Origin of the sequence: Streptomyces sp. NPDC005574 (genome assembly GCF_040605435.1) — a bacterium.
GTDB lineage: Bacteria > Actinomycetota > Actinomycetes > Streptomycetales > Streptomycetaceae > Streptomyces.
Genome location: NZ_JBEXCW010000048.1, coordinates 26,455 through 46,808 on the forward strand (window position 1 = coordinate 26,455; position 20,354 = coordinate 46,808).

The 20,354-nt window shown below is 72.9% G+C and carries 18 protein-coding genes and 1 pseudogene; 8 read left to right on the forward strand and 11 right to left on the reverse strand.

Annotation, left to right across the window (positions count from 1 at the left end; translation table 11 throughout):
* Positions 1-86 precede the first annotated feature (86 nt).
* From ABZT03_RS26705 to ABZT03_RS26715, 3 genes are all read right to left on the reverse strand, one after another.
* Complete coding sequence (locus tag ABZT03_RS26705) at positions 87-1,058, reverse strand: aldo/keto reductase (RefSeq protein WP_356043552.1); 972 nt, start codon at positions 1,056-1,058, stop codon at positions 87-89.
* Between the two features lie 75 nt (positions 1,059-1,133).
* Entirely contained in the window at positions 1,134-2,567 is a 1,434-nt protein-coding gene (argH, locus tag ABZT03_RS26710) for an argininosuccinate lyase (RefSeq protein ID WP_356043554.1), read from the reverse strand.
* A gap of 112 nt (positions 2,568-2,679) precedes the next feature.
* Positions 2,680-3,873, reverse strand: a complete 1,194-nt coding sequence (locus tag ABZT03_RS26715) for an argininosuccinate synthase (RefSeq protein ID WP_356043556.1) — start codon at positions 3,871-3,873, stop codon at positions 2,680-2,682.
* Between the two features lie 218 nt (positions 3,874-4,091).
* Here ABZT03_RS26715 and ABZT03_RS26720 point away from each other — a divergent pair, with 218 nt between their 5' ends.
* On the forward strand, positions 4,092-4,955 hold the full coding sequence (locus ABZT03_RS26720) for a hypothetical protein (RefSeq protein WP_356043557.1): 864 nt from the start codon (positions 4,092-4,094) through the stop codon (positions 4,953-4,955).
* 136 nt (positions 4,956-5,091) lie between these two features.
* Here ABZT03_RS26720 and ABZT03_RS26725 read toward each other — a convergent pair whose 3' ends face one another.
* Positions 5,092-6,573: a HAMP domain-containing sensor histidine kinase gene (locus ABZT03_RS26725; protein WP_356043628.1), complete on the reverse strand. Its 1,482-nt coding sequence runs from the start codon at positions 6,571-6,573 to the stop codon at positions 5,092-5,094.
* 128 nt (positions 6,574-6,701) lie between these two features.
* Positions 6,702-7,442: a response regulator transcription factor gene (locus tag ABZT03_RS26730; RefSeq protein WP_356043558.1), complete on the reverse strand. Its 741-nt coding sequence runs from the start codon at positions 7,440-7,442 to the stop codon at positions 6,702-6,704.
* 149 nt (positions 7,443-7,591) lie between these two features.
* On the opposite strand from ABZT03_RS26730, the gene ABZT03_RS26735 reads away from it, so the two are divergent.
* From ABZT03_RS26735 to ABZT03_RS26755, 5 genes are all read left to right on the forward strand, one after another.
* On the forward strand, positions 7,592-8,944 hold the full coding sequence (locus ABZT03_RS26735) for a ferredoxin reductase family protein (protein ID WP_356043560.1): 1,353 nt from the start codon (positions 7,592-7,594) through the stop codon (positions 8,942-8,944).
* Between the two features lie 63 nt (positions 8,945-9,007).
* Positions 9,008-9,514 (forward strand): FMN-binding protein, encoded by a 507-nt coding sequence (locus ABZT03_RS26740; RefSeq protein ID WP_356043563.1) that lies wholly within the window; start codon positions 9,008-9,010, stop codon positions 9,512-9,514.
* 75 nt (positions 9,515-9,589) lie between these two features.
* Entirely contained in the window at positions 9,590-10,972 is a 1,383-nt protein-coding gene (locus ABZT03_RS26745) for a ferredoxin reductase family protein (RefSeq protein ID WP_356043566.1), read from the forward strand.
* A 27-nt stretch (positions 10,973-10,999) separates the two neighbouring features.
* Entirely contained in the window at positions 11,000-11,812 is an 813-nt protein-coding gene (locus ABZT03_RS26750) for an FMN-binding protein (RefSeq protein ID WP_356043568.1), read from the forward strand.
* Positions 11,805-12,605 carry an FAD:protein FMN transferase gene (locus ABZT03_RS26755; RefSeq protein WP_356043571.1) on the forward strand — a complete coding sequence of 267 codons (801 nt, stop codon included), beginning with the start codon at positions 11,805-11,807 and terminating at the stop codon, positions 12,603-12,605. The genes ABZT03_RS26750 and ABZT03_RS26755 overlap by 8 nt, the downstream gene beginning before the upstream one ends.
* A gap of 437 nt (positions 12,606-13,042) precedes the next feature.
* Here ABZT03_RS26755 and ABZT03_RS26760 read toward each other — a convergent pair whose 3' ends face one another.
* The 5 genes from ABZT03_RS26760 to argC form a co-directional block, all read right to left on the reverse strand.
* A complete protein-coding gene (locus tag ABZT03_RS26760; RefSeq protein WP_356043573.1) occupies positions 13,043-13,582 on the reverse strand; it encodes an arginine repressor in 540 nt (179 codons plus the stop codon).
* Positions 13,583-13,601: 19 nt separating this feature from the next.
* Positions 13,602-14,798, reverse strand: coding sequence for an acetylornithine transaminase (locus ABZT03_RS26765; protein WP_356043575.1), 1,197 nt, complete (start codon positions 14,796-14,798; stop codon positions 13,602-13,604).
* Positions 14,795-15,706 (reverse strand): acetylglutamate kinase, encoded by a 912-nt coding sequence (gene argB, locus ABZT03_RS26770; protein WP_356043578.1) that lies wholly within the window; start codon positions 15,704-15,706, stop codon positions 14,795-14,797. Before argB ends, ABZT03_RS26765 begins: the two co-directional genes overlap by 4 nt.
* Positions 15,703-16,857: a bifunctional glutamate N-acetyltransferase/amino-acid acetyltransferase ArgJ gene (gene argJ / locus ABZT03_RS26775; RefSeq protein WP_356043580.1), complete on the reverse strand. Its 1,155-nt coding sequence runs from the start codon at positions 16,855-16,857 to the stop codon at positions 15,703-15,705. Before argJ ends, argB begins: the two co-directional genes overlap by 4 nt.
* 115 nt (positions 16,858-16,972) lie before the next feature.
* Positions 16,973-18,001: an N-acetyl-gamma-glutamyl-phosphate reductase gene (gene argC / locus ABZT03_RS26780; RefSeq protein WP_356043629.1), complete on the reverse strand. Its 1,029-nt coding sequence runs from the start codon at positions 17,999-18,001 to the stop codon at positions 16,973-16,975.
* 121 nt (positions 18,002-18,122) lie between these two features.
* On the opposite strand from argC, the gene ABZT03_RS26785 reads away from it, so the two are divergent.
* Together ABZT03_RS26785 and ABZT03_RS26790 are read left to right on the forward strand one after the other, a co-directional pair.
* Positions 18,123-18,914: a hypothetical protein gene (locus ABZT03_RS26785; RefSeq protein WP_356043581.1), complete on the forward strand. Its 792-nt coding sequence runs from the start codon at positions 18,123-18,125 to the stop codon at positions 18,912-18,914.
* Positions 18,915-19,415: 501 nt separating this feature from the next.
* Positions 19,416-19,718 (forward strand): annotated as a pseudogene (locus ABZT03_RS26790) (DUF6314 family protein); the annotation flags it as partial.
* Here the strand turns inward: ABZT03_RS26790 and ABZT03_RS26795 are convergent.
* Positions 19,700-20,293 (reverse strand): histidine phosphatase family protein, encoded by a 594-nt coding sequence (locus ABZT03_RS26795; RefSeq protein ID WP_356043583.1) that lies wholly within the window; start codon positions 20,291-20,293, stop codon positions 19,700-19,702. The pseudogene ABZT03_RS26790 and the gene ABZT03_RS26795 sit on opposite strands and share 19 nt — an antisense overlap.
* Between the last annotated feature and the right edge of the window lie 61 nt (positions 20,294-20,354).

Here is a 20,354-nt window from a genome sequence, read left to right on the forward strand (position 1 = left end):
ACAGTGATGTCTCATTCTGGGCGCGTAAGCCTCATGGCTGTGGGTGGGCATGGTTCGTGGTCGTGGAGCCGCGTGCGCGTCGCCGCTCAGTGCCAGGGCAGGCCGGCGCGCCGCGCCCAGTAGGCGCGCGGGTCCTCGGCCAGGCCGGCGAGCCGGGCGGTCTGCTCCTCGTCGAGGTCGACGACCGCGGCGTGCAGGTTGGAGGCGAGCTGCCCGCTGGTGGCGGCGCCGGACAGGACGACGCCCGCCCAGGGCTCGCGCAGGACCAGGGCGAGGGCGACGGCGTCGCAGCCGAGGGAGGTCTCCTCGGCCACCGCCTTCAGCGCGTCGGGCGCCTCGGGCCCGGCGAGGCGCCCGTTGGCCATGCCCTCCTTGACGATCACCGTGAGTCCGGCGTCGTGGGCCTCCGCGAGGGCGGGTCCCGCGGAGGTCTCCAGGGCGTTGAACGTGGACTGGACGGTACGGAAGAGGGGCTCGCCGTCGACGGTCACGGCCAGGGCGGCACGGACGGCGTCGGCCTGCGCGGGGCCGCTGGTGGAGAAGCCGATGCTCAGGCCGCCCGCGGCGGCCTGAGCCAGCTTCGCGTGCAGTTCCTTGTCGGTGAGGGCCGGGCTGTCCGGGGTCACCGAGTGGATCTGGTAGAGGTCGAGCCGGTCGCCGAGCAGCTGGGCCGTCTCGGCGCGCTGCCGCTCGTACGTCTCAAGGCTGTGGTCCTTCACCTCGTGCCGCTCGGCCTCGGTGGACCAGCCCGCGGTGTAGGTGTAGCCCCACTTGCTGCCGACGACGACGTCCTCGACGCCGGGCCGGTCGCCCAGCCAGTCGGCGAGGAACTCCTCCGAACGGCCGTAGGAACGGGCCACGTCGAAGTAGCGGACGCCCTGGGCGTAGGCCGCGTCGAGGAGTTCGTGGGTGCGGGCGCGCAGGGCGCCGACGCTGCGGTCGGCCGGGAGGTCCCGCTCCCGGCCGAGGTTGATGTAGCCGGGTCGGCCGACCGCGGCGAGCCCCAGGCCGATGTGGCAGGTGGGGGTCGTCGCTGAGGCCAGTCGGGCGAAGGGCATCACGGGCTCCGTTCGGTCGGCTCCGGTACGGCTCGCGACCAACCTAACCCGCGACGCCCCTGTCCCACCCGACCGCTAGATCTTGTGCTTCGCGGTGGCCCACCGGTGCTGCGCGGCCACGTCGGCCTTCACGTCGGCGAGTTGCACGGCGACCGCGCTGGGCGCCGTACCGCCGCGGCCGTCGCGGGAGGCGAGCGCGCCGGGGACGTTGAGGACGGAGCGGACCTCGGGGGTCAGGTGCGCGGAGATCTTCGCGAACTGCTCGTCGGTCAGACCGTCGAGCTCCTTGCCCTCCGCCTCGGCCACCTTCACGCACTCACCGGCCACCTCGTGCGCGTCGCGGAACGGCACACCCTGCTTGACCAGCCACTCCGCGATGTCGGTGGCGAGCGAGAATCCGGCCGGGGCCAGCTCCTCCATGCGCTCGCGGTGCACGGTGAGGGTGGCCATCATGCCGGTGAAGGCGGGCAGCAGGACCTCCAGCTGGTCGCAGGAGTCGAACACCGGCTCCTTGTCCTCCTGGAGGTCGCGGTTGTAGGCCAGCGGAAGCGCCTTGAGGGTCGCCATCAGGCCGGTCAGGTTGCCGATGAGCCGGCCGCTCTTGCCCCGGGCCAGCTCCGCGATGTCCGGGTTCTTCTTCTGCGGCATGATCGACGAGCCGGTGGAGAAGGCGTCGTGCAGGGTGACGAAGGAGAACTCCTTCGTGTTCCACAGGATGATCTCCTCGGCGATCCGGGAGAGGTTCACGCCGATCATCGCGGTGATGAAGGCGAACTCGGCGACGAAGTCGCGTGAGGCCGTGCCGTCGATGGAGTTGGCGACGCTGCCGTGCTCGAAGCCGAGGTCCTTGGCGACCGACTCGGGGTCGAGGCCGAGGCTGCTGCCGGCCAGGGCGCCGGAGCCGTACGGGGACACGGCCGTCCGCTCGTCCCACTGGCGCAGCCGCTCCGCGTCCCGGGACAGGGACTGCGCATGGGCGAGGACGTGGTGGGCGAAGAGCACGGGCTGGGCGTGCTGGAGGTGGGTGCGGCCGGGCATCGCCACGTCCGGGTGCGCCTCGGCGAGGCCGGTGAGCGCGTCCTGGAGGTCGGCGATCAGGCCGCCGATGATCCGGGCGTGGTCGCGCAGGTACATCCGGAAGAGGGTCGCGACCTGGTCGTTGCGGGAGCGGCCCGCGCGGAGCTTGCCGCCGAGGTCGGGGCCCAGGCGCTCCAGGAGACCGCGCTCCAGGGCGGTGTGCACGTCCTCGTCGGCGACGGTGCCGGTGAACTCGCCCGAGGCGACGTCGGCTTCGAGCCGGTCGAGGCCGCCGAGCATCCGGGTCAGCTCGTCCTCGGTCAGGAGTCCGGCCTTGTGCAGGACGCGGGCGTGGGCGCGCGACCCGGCGATGTCGTAGGGGGCGAGCCGCCAGTCGAAGTGGACGGACGCGGACAGCTTCGCCAGGGCCTCGGCGGGACCGTCGGCGAAACGGCCGCCCCAGAGCCGAACGTCACCGCTGTTGCTGCTCACTTGCGTTGCTCCTCGGAGGTGTCGATGTGCGACCGCCTCCCCACCCGCGGAAGGTCTCGCGAGGCGTGAGGAGGCGGCTGCCAGGCTAGTGCGTGCGAGGGGACACGGGCCCCTACGCGAGATCGCGCCTCGCGGCGATCTTCGACGACAGGCTGTAGATGTCGATGAAGCCCTTGGCCGCGGCCTGGTCGAAGGTGTCGCCCGTGTCGTAGGTGGCGAGGTCGAAGTCGTAGAGCGAGGTCTGCGAGCGCCGGCCGGTGACGACCGCGCGGCCGCCGTGCAGGGTCATCCGGATGTCACCGTTGACGTGCTGGTTGGCCTCCTCGATGAAGCCGTCCAGGGCGCGCTTGAGCGGGGAGAACCACTGGCCGTCGTAGACCAGTTCGCCCCAGCGCTGCTCGACCTGGCGCTTGTAGCGGGCGAGTTCACGCTCGACGGTGACGTTCTCCAGCTCCTGGTGGGCGGTGATCAGGGCGATCGCGCCCGGAGCCTCGTACACCTCGCGGGACTTGATGCCCACGAGCCGGTCCTCGACCATGTCGATCCGGCCGATGCCCTGGGCACCGGCGCGCTCGTTGAGCTGCTGGACGGCCTGGAGCACGGTGACGGGCCTGCCGTCGAGGGCGACCGGGACGCCTGCCGCGAAGGTGATGACGACCTCGTCGGCCTCGCGCGGGGTGGCCGGGTTCGAGGTGTACTCGTAGATGTCCTCGATCGGGGCGTTCCAGATGTCCTCCAGGAAGCCCGTCTCCACGGCGCGCCCGAAGACGTTCTGGTCGATGGAGTACGGGGACTTCTTGCTGGTGGCGATCGGGAGCCGCTTGTCCTCGCAGAACGCGATGGCCTTGTCGCGGGTCATCGCGTAGTCGCGGACCGGGGCGATGCACGTGAGGTCGGGGGCGAGGGCGACGATGCCGGCCTCGAAGCGGACCTGGTCGTTGCCCTTGCCGGTGCAGCCGTGGGCGACCGTGCCGGCGCCGTGCTTGCGGGCGGCGGCGACGAGGTGCTTGACGATGGCCGGCCGGGAGAGGGCGGAGACCAGCGGATAGCGGTCCATGTAGAGGGCGTTGGCCTTGATCGCCGGGAGGCAGTACTCGTCGGCGAACTCGTCCCTGGCGTCAGCCACTTCGGCTTCCACGGCGCCGCACGCGAGGGCGCGCTTGCGGATGACGTCGAGGTCCTCGCCGCCCTGGCCGACGTCGACCGCGACGGCGATGACCTCGGCGCCCGTCTCCTCGGCGATCCAGCCGATGGCGACGGAGGTGTCCAGACCGCCTGAGTAGGCGAGTACGACGCGCTCGGCCACGGGATTCTCCTCTACCGGTGCATTCGCTGATATGCATGAGTATGCAGTACTCCGCATGAATCGTCAATCGAGTACCGCGCGTGAGGGAGCGTGTGAAGGAATTTCGAAGGGTCGTTGAACATGCGAAACCGCTTTCCCGTACCTCTCGCCAGACGCAGGCGCCGCGTCGGTCAACCGAATCACCCCCGTCACCTCTCGACCCCGAGTGAGGCATCCGCATGTCCAGGGCCCTTCCGAAGTACAACAAGCGTCGTGTCGCGGTCATCGGCGGCGCCGCCGCGTTGGCGCTGTCCGGCGCGGTGGTCGTCACCTCCGCCCTCGCCGGGGAGACGCCCAAGAGCGGCGGCAGCACCACCGCGAGGACGCTCGCCAGCCCCGGCACGATCAGCTGCCCGGACGTGGCCTCGAAGCTGCCCGCGATCCCCGCCACCGCCCAGGCCGAGGTCACCCGCAACCTCACCCTGCTCAACACGCAGATCGCCGAGGCCAACAAGCGCCTGGTCGACACCGTCGGCCAGGGCGGCCCCAACTTCGTCCAGAACGCGATCCTCGGCCCTCTGAAGGACAAGCGGGTGGCCACGGTCAACCGCATCGCGACGGCGATCGGGCGGACGGCCGCCAAGCCGACCGGCCTGGACGCGCTGGCGCCCTGTGCCCTCAACGCGGGCGGCGTCAACACCGGCGGGGCCGCGAACAACGGCGGGGCCGCGAACAACGGGGCGGCCACCCCGAGCGCGGCGGCGACCGCCGGCCAGCAGGCCGGGGGCAACACCGGCAACACCGCCGCCGCGGGCACGATCAGCTGCCCGGACGTGGCCTCGAAGCTGCCCGCGATCCCCGCCACCGCCCAGGCCGAGGTCACCCGCAACCTCACCCTGCTCAACACGCAGATCGCCGAGGCCAACAAGCGCCTGGTCGACACCGTCGGCCAGGGCGGCCCCAACTTCGTCCAGAACGCGATTCTCGGCCCGCTGGCGGACAAGCGGAAGTCGACCATCGACCGCATCGCGATCTCCATCGGCCGCACCGCGGCCAAGCCGACCGGTCTCGACTCCCTGGCCGCCTGCACGCTCACCAAGTGACGTGACAGGCGCTGTGGCCGCCCCGAAGAAGCGCCGGCCGGGGCGGCCACGGGCAGTCCTCCGGTCCAGCCGGAGCCCGCGTGCAGCGGCCCGGGTCGCCGTACCTCCCCGTACGGCGACCCGGGCCGCCGTGGTGCTACGGCGTCCCGCCGGGGCCGTCGTCCGGTGCCGGCATGCGGACGGTGAACGTCGTCGCGCCCGGGCGGCTTTGCAGGTCCACGGTCCCGCCGTGGGCCTCCACCACCGCGGCGACGATCGCCAGGCCCAGGCCGGCGCCCCCGCCCCCGCCCGCGCCCTTGGCCCGGCGGTCGGCCCGGGTGAAGCGTTCGAAGACGCCCGGGCGGATGTCGGCCGCGACGCCGGGCCCGTCGTCGTGGACGGCGAGGACGGCCGCCGCGCCGTCCCTCTCCAGGGACACCGTCACCTTCGTGCCGGCGGGGGTGTGCAGGCGGGCGTTGGCCAGCAGGTTGGCGAGCGCCTGGTGCAGACGGTGTTCGTCGCCGGTCACCGTGACCGGTTCCTCGGGCAGTTCCATCATCCAGCGGTGGCCGGGGCCGACGGCCCGGGCGTCGGTGACCGCGTCCAGGACCAGGTGCGTCAGGTCGACGGGGACGCGTTCCAGCGGGCGGCCCGCGTCCAGCCGCGCCAGCAGCAGGAGTTCGTCGACCATGGCGCTCATCCGGGAGGACTCGGCGGCGATGCGCTCCAGGGCCCGGGCGACCTCCGGCGGCACCGGGCCCGGGTGCAGCAGGGCGAGTTCGGCGTGCCCGCGGACCGAGGCGACCGGCGTGCGCAGTTCGTGACTCGCGTCGGCGGCGAAGCTGCGCAACCGCTCCTGGCTCGCGTGACGTTCGGTGAGCGCGTCCTCCACATGGCGCAGCATGCGGTCGAAGGCGGCGGCGACCCGGCCCACCTCGCTGCGCGGGTCGGGGTCGGGGGCGCGCCGCGGCAGCACCACCTCCCCGCTGGCCAGCGAGAGTTCACTGACCCGGGTGGCGGTGGCGGCGACCCGGCTGAGCGGTCGCAGCGACCAGCGCACCCAGAGCGCGCCGACCACGCCGGTGAGGGTGAGGGCCGCGCCGAAGACGACGCCCGCGACCAGTTCGAGGCGGTGCACGGCGGCCTCGACCGGCTCCAGGGGCAGACCGGTGATCAGGACGTCGCCGTCGAGGCCGGTCGTCGCCATGACCCGGTAGTCGCCCAGTCCGGACAGGTCGACGCTGTGGCCCCTGCCGTCGGCCGGGACCGTGGCGAGGCGCCGCGCGTCCTCGGCGGTAGGGCGCACCGCGAGCATCGTGGTGGCCGCGCCGGAGGGGACGACCGCCGCGTTGGTGACGGAGCCGCCGACCAGCCGCACGCCGAGCGTGCCGGAGCCCTGCCGGCGGGTGTCGCCGTGTTCGTCGCCGTCGTGGTCGTCCTTCTGGCCGGGCGGCTTCCCGTTGTGCTCCAGGCTCGCCGGGAACCGGTTCCCGGTCTCGCTCAGCTGCTCGTCGAGGCGGCCGGTGAGGAACCCGTCGAGTTCCAGTACGGCGGCCACGCCCACGGCGGCGCAGCTGACGGCGAGCAGGACGACGAGACCCACGGTGAGCCGGGCGCGCAGCGTGTGCGGCCAAGGCAGGCGTCGCGACCACCGCGTCCCCGACCGGCGTGCCGTTCCCGCCCGGCCGGACCGCACGCGCCGCGCGGTGGCCGCACGGATCCGCGCCCAGCCCGCCGCCACCCGCCGCAGCCCCTCGCGCGCCGGCCTCACCGGGACACCGGCTTCAGCACGTACCCGGCCCCGCGCACCGTGTGGATCATGGGTTCTCGGCCCGCGTCCACCTTCTTGCGCAGGTAGGAGATGTACAGCTCGACGACATGGGCGCGGCCACCGAAGTCGTAGGACCAGACGCGGTCGAGGATCTGCGCCTTGCTCAGCACCCGGCGCGGGTTGCGCATCAGGAACCTCAGCAGCTCGAACTCGGTCGGGGACAGCTCGACCAGCTCGCCCGCGCGGGTCACCTCGTGCGCCTCCTCGTCCATCACGAGGTCGCCGACGACCAGCCGCGGCCCCTCCTCCAGCTGCCGGGCCATCCCGGCGCGGCGCAGCAGCCCGCGCAGCCTGGCGACGACCTCCTCCAGGCTGAACGGCTTGGTGACGTAGTCGTCGCCGCCCGCCGTGATGCCCGCGATGCGGTCCTCCACTCCGTCCCGCGCGGTGAGGAAGAGCACGCAGACCTCCGGCAGCACCGCGTGCAGCGAGCGCAGCACGGCGAAGCCGTCGGTGTCGGGGAGCATCACGTCCAGCACGACGGCGTCCGGCGCCAGGTCGCGGGCCGCGGTGACCGCCGACGCGCCGTCGCCGGCCGCGCGCACCTGCCAGCCCTCGTAGCGCAGGGCGCCGCACAGCACCTCGGCGAGGTCGGGGTCGTCGTCGACGACGAGGACGCGCAGGGGCGTGCCGTCGGGGCGGGTGAGCGCGGGGCGGCCGGAGCGGGTGGTGTTCATCGCCTCTCCAGGATCGCCCCTCGGCACGGCGGCCGGCGCCCGCGCACCCTCTGAGTTTCCTCTGAGTGCGCTCGGCGGGTGCCGGTTGAGAGCGTGCTCAGAGGTTGGGCCCGCACAGTGGTGGCCAGGACGGAAGAAAGGTCGCACCCATGACCACCCTGCACGAGCGGACGACGGCACCGCCGGTGCCGCCCGCCGCCCGCCGCTCCCCCGCGGCCCCGCTGCTCGCCCTGTTGTGGGCCGGGGCCGCGGCCGCGGTGGCGGCGTGGTGGCTGAACGCCGGGTCGGTGGTCGGCACGGCCGGCTGGCTGACGAACGCCGGGCGGATCGCGGGACTGCTGTGCGGCTACGCCTGCGCGGTGCTCGTCGGGATGATGGCCCGGGTGCCGCTGCTGGAGCGCCGGATCGGCTCCGACCGGGTGGCGCGCTGGCACGCGATGGCGGGCCGATACACGGTCTGTCTGCTGGTCGCGCACATCGTGCTGATCCTCACCGGGTACGCCGCCCAGGACGGCGCGTCGTTCGTGCACGAGACGCTGACGGTGGTCCTCGACTATCCGGACATGCTGAAGGCGACCGCCGGCACGGTGATCCTGTTCGCGGTCGGCATCACGTCGGCGCGTGCCGTGCGGCGGCGGGTCGGCTTCGAGTTCTGGTACTACGTGCACCTGCTCACCTACCTGGCCGTGTTCCTCACCTTCTTCCACCAGGTCCAGCTGGGCACCGACCTCACCGGCGGCGGCCCGGTCCAGGCCGCCTGGTACGCGCTGTACCTGGGGGTCGCGGCGCTGGTCGTCTGGTTCCGCGTCCTGGTGCCGGTGCGGCTGAACCTGCGGCACCGGCTGCGGGTCGAGTCGGTGCACCAGGAGGCGGCGGGCGTGTGGTCCGTCGTCGTACGCGGGCGGCGCCTGGACGAACTGGGCGCGCAGGCCGGGCAGTTCTTCCGCTGGCGGTTCCTCACCGAGGGCATGTGGTGGACCTCCACGCCGTACTCCCTGTCGGCGCCGCCCCGCCCCGACCTGATGCGGATCACCGTCAAGTCGCTCGGTGACCACAGCGCGGCGGTCCCCCTGCTGCGGCCCGGGGTCCGGGTGTGGGCGGAGGGTCCGTACGGCTCCCTCACCGCCGACCGGCGTACCGCGCCGAAGGCGCTGCTGATCGGCGGCGGCGTCGGCATCACCCCGCTCCGGGCGCTGTTCGAGACGCTGCCGGGCGAGGTGACCCTGCTGTACCGGGCGAGCCGGTCCGAGGACCTGGCGCTGGGCGGCGAGCTGGAGGCCATCGCGCGGTGGCGGGGCGCGAAGGTGCTGTACGCGCTGAACGGGGCGGACGGCCGGCGCCCGACTTTCACCGCGGGGTCGCTGCGCCGGGCGGTGCCCGACCTCGCCGCGCACGACGTGTACCTCTGCGGGCCGCACGGGTTCGCCCGCGACCTGTACGAGGCGTTGCGCGCCGCCGGTGTGCCCGACCGCCGTATCCACCACGAGTCGTTCGAGCTCTGAGATTCGAGCTCTGAGAGCAGTGAGGCAGGAAGCCGTGAGGCAGGAAGAATCGGGGCCGCAGACGTGCACGCGCTGAAGAAGAACCGTCCGCTGCGCCGGATCGTGCTGGCGAGCGCCGCCACCGTGTCCGGGATGGTGCTGCTGCTGTCCCTGAAGCCGCACACGACCCCGCAGATCGCCGTGTCGGCGCCGGCGACCGCACCGTCCACCGCCCCTTCGGCGGGCGCGTCGAGCGGGTCGGGAGGCGGGTCCGGCGGTACGTCGGGAAGCGGGTCCACCAGCGGCTCCAGCAGCTCCAAGTCCGTGGCCGGGGACACCGTCCAGACCCGTTGGGGTCCCGTCCAGGTGCGGATCACGCTGAAGAACGGCAAGCTCACCGACGTGACGGCCGTCACCTACCCCACGGACAACCCACGGGACCAGGAGATCAACAGCTACGCCCTTCCCCGGCTGCGCAGTGAGGCCCTGACCGCGCAGAGCGCCTCGATCGACACCGTCTCGGGTGCCACGTACACGAGTGACGGTTACCGCCAGTCACTCCAGTCCGCACTGGACTCAGCCGGTAGCTGAACACACCGGCGCCACGGCACGTATCTGAGGACCGAGGGACCACGCCACCCCCCTTGCCCCGTCCCCGGAGGAACCGTGACCACGACGCTCGCAGGCGGCCGCGCCGCCCGCCGCCAGACGATGCGCCGCATCCGCCCGCGCCGTTCGCCGGCGACCATCCTGCTGATCGCCGTCTGGGCCGGCGCGGCCGGCGTGCTGTGGCTGTGGTGGCACAACACCGCGTCGATCCCCGACGACAACGGCAAGATCCTCAACGCGGGCCGGATCACCGGCCTGCTGGCCGGCTACCTGATGGCGCTCGTGGTGCTCCAGATGGCCCGGGTGCCCGCGCTGGAACGCCGGGTCGGCTCCGACCGGGTCGCCCGCTGGCACGCGATGAGCGGCCGCTACACGCTCTGCCTGGTCCTCGCCCACATCTTCCTGACCATGTGGGGCTACGCCCTGCAGGCCGGCAAGTCACTCGGCGACATCGTCCAGCAGACCACGGACTCCATCAACCAGCTGCCCGACATGGGCAAGGCCGCCATCGGCGCCGGCCTGCTGCTGCTCATCGGGCTGGTCTCGATCGGCGGGATCCGCCGCCGGATGCCGTACGACACCTGGTACCACGTGCACCTGATGACGTACGCGGCGGTGTTCCTGACGTTCTGGCACCAGCTCACCACCGGCAACGACTTCGCGGTCGAGCCGGTCGCCAAGACGGTCTGGTACGCGCTGTACGGCTCGGTCACCGCCCTGGTCGTCTGGTACCGCATCCTCACCCCGATCCGGCTGAACCTGCGTCACCGCATGTGGGTCGAGGCGGTCATCGAGGAGACGCCGGGCATCGTGTCGGTCCTCATCGGCGGGCGGAAGCTGCACCGGATGGGCGCGGAGGCGGGTCAGTTCTTCCGCTGGCGGTTCCTCGCCCCGGGCATGCGCTTCAGCTCGCACCCCTACTCGCTGTCGGCGGCGCCCCGCCCCGACATGCTGCGGATCACCGTGAAGGCGATCGGCGACCACAGCGCCGGGCTGCGCGAGCTGACACCCGGCACGAAGGTGTGGGCGGAGGGGCCGTACGGCGCGCTGACCGCGAGCCGGCGCAGCCGGGGCAAGGTGCTGCTGGTCGCGGGCGGTGTCGGCATCACCCCGATGCGGGCCCTGTTCGAGACGCTGCCGGGCGCGTCCGGCGACATCACCCTGCTCTACCGGGCCAACAGCACCCAGGACCTGGCGCTGTGGGACGAGCTCGCGGCCATCGCCGACGAGCGCGGCGCCCGGCTCATGTACGCGGTCAACAGCCCGGACGGGGAACGCCCGGACATCTCCGCGGAGAGCCTGCGGCGCAAGCTGCCGGACATCGACGACCACGACGTGTTCATGTGCGGGCCGAACGGCTTCGCGCAGTCCGTCTACGAAGCACTGCGCGGCGCGGGGGTTCCCGCCCGCCGCATCCATCACGAGTCGTTCGAGATGTGAGCGACGGGACTTCAGGAGCTCAACCAGATGAGGAAGAGTCACCCCATCCGGCGTGTCGTGCTGGCCACCGCCGCGACCGTGTCGGGAGTCGTGCTGCTGCTGTCGCTGAAGCCGGCGTCCGACCCGGCGTCCGCGGCGGCGGCGGGCGGCGCGGCCCCGCAGCAGACCGCGCCGGCCCAGGAGGCGGCACAGGGCGGCGCCGAGGCGGCCGGGAACGGCACCGTCACCGGTGCCGTGGCCCAGACCCAGTACGGCGCGGTGCAGGTGCGCCTGACCCTGAGCGGCGGGAAGATCACCAAGGCGGAGGCCGTCCAGGCGCCGAAGGGCGGGACCAGCGACCAGAAGACCGCGCTGTCCGTGCCCAAGCTCAACCAGGAAGCTCTCGCGGCGCAGAGCGCGGACATCGACGCCGTCTCCGGGGCGACGTACACCAGCAACGGCTACAAGCAGTCCCTGCAGTCGGCGCTGGACAAGGCCAAGGCGGCCCAGCCCGCCGCGGGCGCCTCGCGGAGCGCCTCCGCCCCCGCCGGTTCGGGCGCCTCGAAGGGCTCGGGCGGCGCGGAGATCACCCGGACCGTCACCGGCAGCGTGGCGCAGACGCAGTACGGGCCCGTCCAGGTCCGGATCACCGTCAGCGGCGGGAAGATCACCAAGGCCGAGACGATCCAGGCGCCGAAGGGCGGGACCAGCGACCAGAAGACCGCGCTGTCCGTGCCCAGGCTCAACCAGGAGGCGGTGGCCGCCGGCAGCGCCGACATCGACTCGGTGTCCGGGGCGACGTACACCAGCAGCGGCTACAAGCAGTCGCTGCAGTCGGCGCTGGATCAGGCCGGTGGCTGACACGGTGGCCGATCCTGCGGAAGCTCCCGCCGCGGTACGTCATGCGGAGGAGGTCATGGGGACGGTCTTCTCCTTCGACGTCCGCGGCGGGGAACCGGGTGCGGTGGCGGCGGCGCTCCAGGAGGCCGTCGCCCGACTGCACCGGGTGAACGAGGTTTTCAGCACGTACCGCGAGGACAGCGAGCTCTCCCGGCTGGCCCGCGGTGAGCTGACCGTCGAGGAGTGCGATCCGCTGGTCGCCGAGGTGCTGGCGCTCGGCGCTGAGGCGGAGCGGACCAGCGAGGGCTGGTTCAGTCTGCGCTACGAGGGACGGCTCGACCCGACCGGCATCGTCAAGGGCTGGGCCGCCGAGCGCGCGGCGCGGCTCCTCGCGGCGGCGGGCGCGAGCGGGGTGAGCGTCAACGGGGGCGGCGACGTCCAGCTGCTCGGCACGCCGGGACCCCAGCGGCCGTGGCGCGTCGGGGTGTCGGACCCGCTGCGGCCCGGCGGGCTGGCCGCGGTGATCTCCGCAGGCGGCACGGACGAGCTGGCCGTCGCCACCTCCGGCACCGCCGAACGCGGCGCCCACATCGTCGACCCGCGCACCGGCCGCTCCGCGGTCACCGACCTGGTCGCGGTGACCGTCGTGGCCCCGTCACTGACCTGGGCGGACTGCTGGGCGACGGCGGCCTTCGCGATGGGTTCCCGGGAGGGCCTGGCCTGGCTGGAGTCCCTCCCGGGCGTCGAGGCCCTCCTGATCACGGCGGGCGACGAGGTCCGGTGCACCGGGGGGTTGGCCGGGCGGCTGGGGTGAGCCCCCGGCCGTTCGGCGGAAAGAGCATCCTTCGGGTGGGGTGGGGAGGTGCGCCGTGTGCGCACCTCCCCGTGTTCTGTCCGGCCTACCTGCCCCGGCGGCGCCGTCGAGCGAGCGGCGTGCCCTCGCGCCAGGGGTAACGGCCCCCGCCGAGAGGCAGGGGTTCTGTTCCTGGTGAAGCGGCCGATGGGCGGCCGGGCTGTGCAAGGTTGCCCTGAGGACGTAGTCGATCGCCTTGCTGGCGGACCCTGAGCCGTTCGGCCCGTGGTCCGACAGCACCTCCAGGCCAACGTCTGTGGCACAACCACCCCCGAAGGCCACGGCGGCCCCAACGCCCGTCTCGGACGCTCCGGTAACGGCTCCCACGGCCACGGTCTGGAGACCTCCCTTGAAGCACGCCTCGCCGTACTTGGCCCAGTCGACCAGCCCGGAGGGGGTCAGTGGCCGTTCTGGGCCAGGCGCAGCAGGTGGTCCGCCAGGGCCTGGCCGCCCAGCGGGTCGCGGCTGATCAGCAGCAGGGTGTCGTCGCCGGCGATGGTGCCGAGGATGTCCTGCAGTTCCGCCTGGTCGATGGCCGAGGCGAGGAACTGCGCCGCGCCGGGCGGGGTGCGCAGGACCACGAGGTTCGCGGAGGCCTCCGCGGAGATCAGCAGCTCCGCGGACAGGCGCCGCATCCGGTCCTCCTTCGCCGACCCGCCCAGCGGTGCGCGCGGGGTGCGGAAGCCGCCCTCGCTCGGGACCGCGTAGATGAGGTCGCCGTCGGTGTTGCGGATCTTCACCGCGTTCAGCTCGTCGAGGTCCCGGGAGAGCGTCGCCTGGGTGACGGTCAGCCCGTCGTCGGCGAGAAGCTTCGCCAACTGGCTCTGCGAGCGCACCGGTTGCCGGTTGAGGATGTCCACGATCCGGCGGTGGCGTGCGGTGCGGGTCTGCGGCACGGCGGGACCCGCGGTCTGGTCGTGATCCTGCGCCTGGCTCATCGTCGTCTCATTCCCCGCGTCATCCGTCCCCGTTGGCCACGTCCAGGACGCCGGGCAGCGCCCGGAGGAGGGCGTCCACCTCGTCGTCGCCGAGATTCAGCGGCGGCATCAGCCGTACGACATCGGGGGCGGGCGCGTTCACCAGGAGGCCGGCGTCCTGAGCCGCCTGCTGCACCTGCGGCGCGAGAGGCTCGGTGAGCACGATACCCAGCAGGAGGCCCGCGCCCCGGACATGGGCGATCAACGGGTGGCCCAGTGCCTCGATTCCGTCGCGCAGCTGCGCGCTCTGCCGCTTCACGTTGTCCAGCAGGCCCTCGGACGCGATCGTGTCGAGGACCGCGAGGCCGGCGGCGCAGGCGACCGGGTTGCCGCCGAAGGTCGTGCCGTGGTGCCCGGGGCGCAGCAGTTCGGCCGCCCGCCCGAAGGCGACGGTGGCGCCCAGCGGAAGGCCCCCGCCGAGCCCCTTCGCGAGCGTGACGACGTCCGGCAGGACGCCCTCGTGCGCCTGGTACTCGAACCAGTGGCCGGTACGGCCGACACCGGTCTGCACCTCGTCGAGGACCAGCAGCGAGCCGGAGGCGGCCGTGATGGCGCGGGCCGCCTTGAGGTAGCCCGGCGGGGGCACCACGACCCCGTTCTCGCCCTGGATCGGCTCGATGACGACGAGGGCGGTGTCCTCGGTGACCGCGGCGGCCAGCGCCTGCGGGTCGCCGTAGGGCACATGGGTGACGTCGCCGGGCAGCGGCAGGAACGGCTCGCGTTTGCCGGGCTGGCCGGTGAGGGCGAGGGCGCCCATGGTCCGGCCGTGGAAGCCGCCCTCGGTGGCCACCATGTGGGTGCGCCCGGTGAGCCGGCCGATCTTGAAGGCGCCCTCGTTGGCCTCGGCGCCCGAGTTGCAGAAGTAGACCCTGCCCTCGCGGCCGAAGAGCTGGAGGAGCCGTTCGGCGAGCGCGACGGGCGGCTCGGCGACGAAGAGGTTGGAGACGTGCCCGAGGGAGGCGATCTGCTCACTGACCGCCCGGACGATCGCCGGGTGCGCGTGCCCGAGCGCGTTGACCGCGATGCCGCCGACGAAGTCGACGTACTCCTGGCCGTCGGCGTCCCAGAGCCTGGTGCCCGCGCCGCGCACGAGCGGGAGGCGCGGGGTGCCGTAGTTGTTCATCAGCGAACCCTGCCAGCGCTCGGTGAGCTCTGCGTTGGTCGCGGTCCCGGTCATTCGGCATCCCCCTCTTGCGCGTCGGGCACGACCATCGTGCCGATGCCCTCGTCGGTGAAGATCTCCAGCAGGATCGAGTGCTGCACCCGGCCGTCGATGACCCGCGCGGTGTTCACCCCGCCGCGTACGGCGTGCAGGCAGCCCTCCATCTTCGGCACCATGCCGGCGGACAACTCCGGCAGCAGCTTCTCCAGTTGGGAGGCGGTGAGGCGGCTGATCACCTCGTCGCTGTGCGGCCAGTCCTCGTAGAGGCCCTCGACGTCGGTGAGGACCATGAGGGTTTCGGCGCCCAGCGCCGCAGCGAGTGCCGCAGCAGCCGTATCAGCATTGACGTTGTAGACATGTCCGTCGTCCTGGCTCCGTGCGATCGAGGAGACGACCGGGATACGGCCGTCGGCGAGCAGCGCCTCGATCGCGCCGGTGTCGATCGCGGTGATCTCGCCCACCCGCCCGATGTCGACCAACTCCCCGTCGATCTCGGGCTGGTGCTTGGTTGCGGTGATGGTGTGCGCGTCCTCGCCGGTGAGGCCGACGGCGAGCGGGCCGTGCTGGTTGAGGAGGCCCACGAGTTCACGCTGGACCTGCCCGGCCAGCACCATCCGTACGACGTCCATGGCGTCCTCGGTGGTGACGCGCAGGCCGGCCTTGAACTCGCTGACGATGCCGTGCCGGTCGAGGGCGGCGCTGATCTGCGGGCCGCCGCCGTGCACCACGACGGGCTTGAGGCCGGCGTGGTGCAGGAACACGACGTCCTGGGCGAACGCGGCCTTCAGGTCCTCGTCGATCATGGCGTTGCCGCCGAACTTGATGACGACGGTCCTGCCGTTGTGCCGGACCAGCCAGGGCAGCGCCTCGATGAGGATCTGCGCCTTCGGCAGGGCGGTGTGCTTCCGGGTCACATTGCTCATGACGAGTACGCGCTGTTCTCGTGGACGTAGTCCGCGGTGAGGTCGTTGGTCCAGATCGTGGCGGTCTCGGTGCCGGCCGCGAGGTCGGCGACGATGTGCACCTCGCGGTAGCGCATGTCGACCTGGTCGCGGTCCTCGCCGACGCCGCCGTCGCGGCACACCCAGACCCCGTTGATGGCGACGTTCAGCCGGTCGGGCTCGAAGGCGGCGGACGTGGTGCCGATGGCGGACAGGACGCGGCCCCAGTTGGGGTCCTCGCCGTGGATCGCGCACTTGAGGAGGTTGTTGCGGGCGATGGAGCGGCCGACCTCGACGGCGTCGGCCTCGCTCGCCGCGTTGACCACCTCGACCCTGATGTCCTTGCTGGCACCCTCGGCGTCCCGGATCAGCTGCTGGCCGAGGTCGTCGCAGACGGTGCGTACGGCGGCGGCGAACTCCTCGTACCCGGGGGTGCGTCCGGACGCGCCCGAGGCGAGCAGCAGCACGGTGTCGTTGGTGGACATGCAGCCGTCGGAGTCGACGCGGTCGAAGGTGACCGCGGTGGCGGCGCGCAGGGCCTTGTCCAGGGTGGCGCTGTCGAGGTCGGCGTCGGTGGTCAGCACCACGAGCATGGTGGCCAGGCCGGGGGCGAGCATGCCGGCGCCCTTGGCCATGCCGCCGACGGTCCAGCCGTCCTGGGTCACGACCGACGTCTTGTGGACGGTGTCGGTGGTCTTGATGGCGATGGCGGCCTTCTCACCGCCGTGCTCGCTCAGGGCCTCCGCCGCCGCGCCCACGCCCGGCAGGAGTCTGTCCATCGGGAGCAGGACACCGATGAGGCCGGTGGAGCACACGGCCACCTCGCCCGCGCTGTGGCCCTCCAGCACCTCGGCGACCTTCTCGGCGGTGGCGTGCGTGTCCTGGAAGCCCTTGGGCCCCGTACAGGCGTTGGCGCCACCGGAGTTGAGGATCACGGCGGAGACCTGGCCGCCCTTGAGGACCTGCTCGGACCACAGGACCGGCGCGGCCTTGACGCGGTTGGAGGTGAAGACACCGGCGGCGGCGCGGCGGGGCCCGGTGTTGACCACGAGTGCCAGGTCCGGGTTTCCGTTCTGCTTGATCCCGGCGGCGATGCCCGCCGCCCGGAACCCCTGTGCTGCGGTGACGCTCACTGCATCTCCTCGTTCGCTTCTCCGCCCGCGGGGTGCCGCGGCGCGGCGGTCGTCGTCGTCCACGGCTCGGCGGCCGCGGGTGCTCCCCCGGCCGGCGCCGGGAGGTGCCCCCGGATCACGGTGCGAGTCCGATCGTGGACAGTCCGGTGGTCTCGTCGAGTCCGAGGGCGATGTTCATGCTCTGGACGGCACCGCCCGCGGTGCCCTTGGCCAGGTTGTCGATCGCGCTGATGGCGATGATGCGGCCCGCGGCCTCGTCGTGTGCGACCTGCACCTGAACGGCGTTGGAACCGTGGACGGACGCCGTCGCGGGCCACTGCCCCTCGGGCAGCAGGTGCACGAACGGCTCGTCGGCGAACGCCTTCTGGTAGACGGCGCGCAGCACCTCGCCGGTGACGCCCTCGACGGCCTTCGCGCTGCATGTGGCGAGGATGCCGCGGGGCATCGGCGCGAGGGTCGGGGTGAAGGAGACGGAGACCGGCTCGCCGGCCGCCGCGGAGAGGTTCTGGATCATCTCGGGTGTGTGCCGGTGGACCCCGCCGACGCCGTACGGCGACATGGACCCCATGACCTCGCTGCCCAGCAGGTGGGGCTTGGCCGCCTTGCCGGCGCCGGACGTGCCGGACGCGGCGACGATCACGGCCTCGGTGGCGGCGAGTCCGGCGGCGTAGGCCGGGAAGAGCGCCAGGGAGACGGCTGTCGGGTAGCAGCCGGGCACCGCGATGCGCCTGGACCCCTCCAGCGCGGCGCGGGCGCCCGGCAGTTCGGGCAGGCCGTACGGCCAGGTGCCGGCGTGCGGGGAGCCGTAGAAGCGCTCCCAGTCGCCCGCGTCCTTCAGCCGGAAGTCGGCGCCCATGTCCACGACGAGGACGTCGGGGCCGAGCTGCTCGGCGACGGCGGCGGACTGGCCGTGCGGAAGTGCGAGGAAGACGACGTCGTGTCCGGCGAGGACCTCGGGGGTCGTCTCGGCGAGGACCCGGTCGGCCAGCGGCAGCAGGTGCGGCTGGAGCCCGCCGAGCCGCTGACCGGCGTTGGAGTTGCCGGTCAGGGCGCCGATCTCGACACCGGGGTGCGTCAGGAGCAGACGCAGGAGTTCTCCGCCCGCGTACCCGCTCGCCCCGGCCACTGCCGCCCGTACCGCCATGGTGTCCATCCTCCTCTTGGATGGCATGACTATACGTTTCGCTGCACGTTTATGCAATTCATTCGGGTCTCGACGGGCCCCGAGGGCCGGGCGGCCGCTCCGGCCCGTCATGATGATCTACATGACACCGATCACCGGCATGGACCTGACCGGCTTCACCGAGCGAGAGCCGGGCGTGTGGATGGACGAGCGAGGCGTTCTGCTGTCGGTCCACTACTTCGACCAGGTGCCGGACCTGCCCGCCCCCCTGGAGGAGCCGGAGCGGCTCCGCTCCGTCCTCGCGCACGGCGTGGCCGCGGCCGGCGGCGGCCTGATCGAGGCGGCGGCGGGCGTCGTGGACGGCGTCCCTGCGGTCCTTCAGCTGGTCAAGATGCCGCGTCCGGACGGGCACGGTCAGGTCTTCCTCGGCTCGTGGACGGTCCCCCGGGCCGGTTGCAGCACGGTGGTGAAGGTGCAGGCCGCCGAAGGGGCGACGACCGGCATGCGCGAGGCGATGATCATGGGTCAGGTGGGGCCGGCCGAGTACTTCCGGGCGCACCCGTACGCCAACGGGCTCCAGGGCGGACTGCCGTACCACGTGGGCGACCACGAGGAGTGGGACGCGCGGTTCCCCGACCATCCCCTCACCCTGGTCCGGGCCGCGCTGCGGCGCATAGCCCCGACCGTGACGCTGGACGAACGCTTCAAGACGCTCCCGCCGTTCGGGCCGCCCGCCCAGGCACCGTCGGCCGGCGGGGGGTTCGGCGCGCCCACGGGCCCGCGGCAGGCGGTTCCCTCTCCCGCCGCGCCCGCCGGGCCGGCGGGGGGCGCCCCCGGAGGCCCGGCGGGGCCGTCCGCGCCCCCGGCCACGGGCTCGTCACCCATGCCGCTCCAGCCGGGCCCCGGCTGGTTCCGCCGCCGGGGGCGCCGGTGACCCCGGCGGGTGGCCGGCCCTGATTCTGGGTGAGGGTTCGCCAACTGGTGGGAGCACGCCCGGGAGCGTCCGCCGGGGTGGGCGGCGACGCGGAGGGAGGGGCTGATGGACGGTTTCTGGCCGGTGTCCGACGTACTCGGCCATCTCGCCGGGAGCTGGCGGGTGTCCCGGTCGGTGCGGGACCTCGCGAGCGGCGAGGAGGGCCGGTTCGAGGGCACGACCGTCTTCCGGCCGCTGAGCGCGGAGGCAGGAATTTTGGCCGAGCCGGGCGGCCTGCCGGGCGGGGTCGGCTCGCAGGGCGGAAGCCGCGTGCCGGGCTGGGTCGGCCCGCCCGGCGCAGGTCGGCTGCCCGGCACGGAAAGCACCGACGCGAACCACCCGCCCCACGGACACGGCACCACCGACGCGAACCACGCGCCCGGCAACGGCCGCCCGTCGGGCGCGAGGGAGCCGGTGGGCGGCGGCCGCCTGCCTCCCGCCGGCGGCCCCGCCGCCCGCGCCGGGCTGCTGCAGCACGAGTCCGGTGTCTTCCGCTGGCACGGTGTCGGCCGTCCCGCCGAACGGACGTTGCTCTTCCTGCCAGGGGGGTCGCCGGGGGCCGCGGACGTGCGTTTCGCCGACGGGCGGCCCTTTCACGGCCTGGACCTGACCTCCGGGCACCACCTCGCCGACCATCCGTGCGCGGCGGACCTCTACCGCGGGGAGTTCACCGTCCTCGGCCGGGACCACTGGCGGTCGGTGTGGCGGGTCCGCGGTCCGGCCAAGGACCTGGTGCTCACCACGGACTACGCCCGCGAGGACTGAGCGGACACCCCGTCGAGGCGGAGGTTCCAGCGGCGTGCGCTGCCCGAGACGGTGGTCGTCGACAGGGGGCGCACGTCGATGTTCCAGTAGGTCGAGGGCGGCGCCTGGAGGGCGTACACCAGGGCCGCCCGGATCACGGACGGCTCGGCCACGGCGACGACGGCACCGCCGTCCCCGACGGGCCGGGTGTCCAGCCAGCCGCCGACCCGGGAGATGAAGGCGAACAGGGACTCACCGCCGTGCGGAATGGCCTGCGGCTGGGCGAGCCAGGCGTCCACGGCCTCCGGCTCCCGGGCCATCGCCTCACCGAGCGTCAGCCCCCGCCAGCGGCCCATGTCACAGTCCCGCAGGGCGAGTTGCACGAGCGGCGCGTATCCCAGGGCGTCACCGGTGCTGCGGCTGCGCGGGGTCGGTGAGCAGTAGCGCAGTTCGGCCGCCGCGAGCGGCAGCAGGCCGGGGGCGGCGCGCTGCACCTCCTCCCATCCGGCCTGGTCCAGTGGCCGGTCGTCCTCGAAGCGTTCCGCGAGCAGCGAGGACCCGCGTGCCGCGGCGACGAACGTGACGCGAAGTGGCATGCGGCGATGGTGAGTCGTGAGAGTTCGCAGGTCAAGGGCTGCCACCAGCCAGTTACCCTGG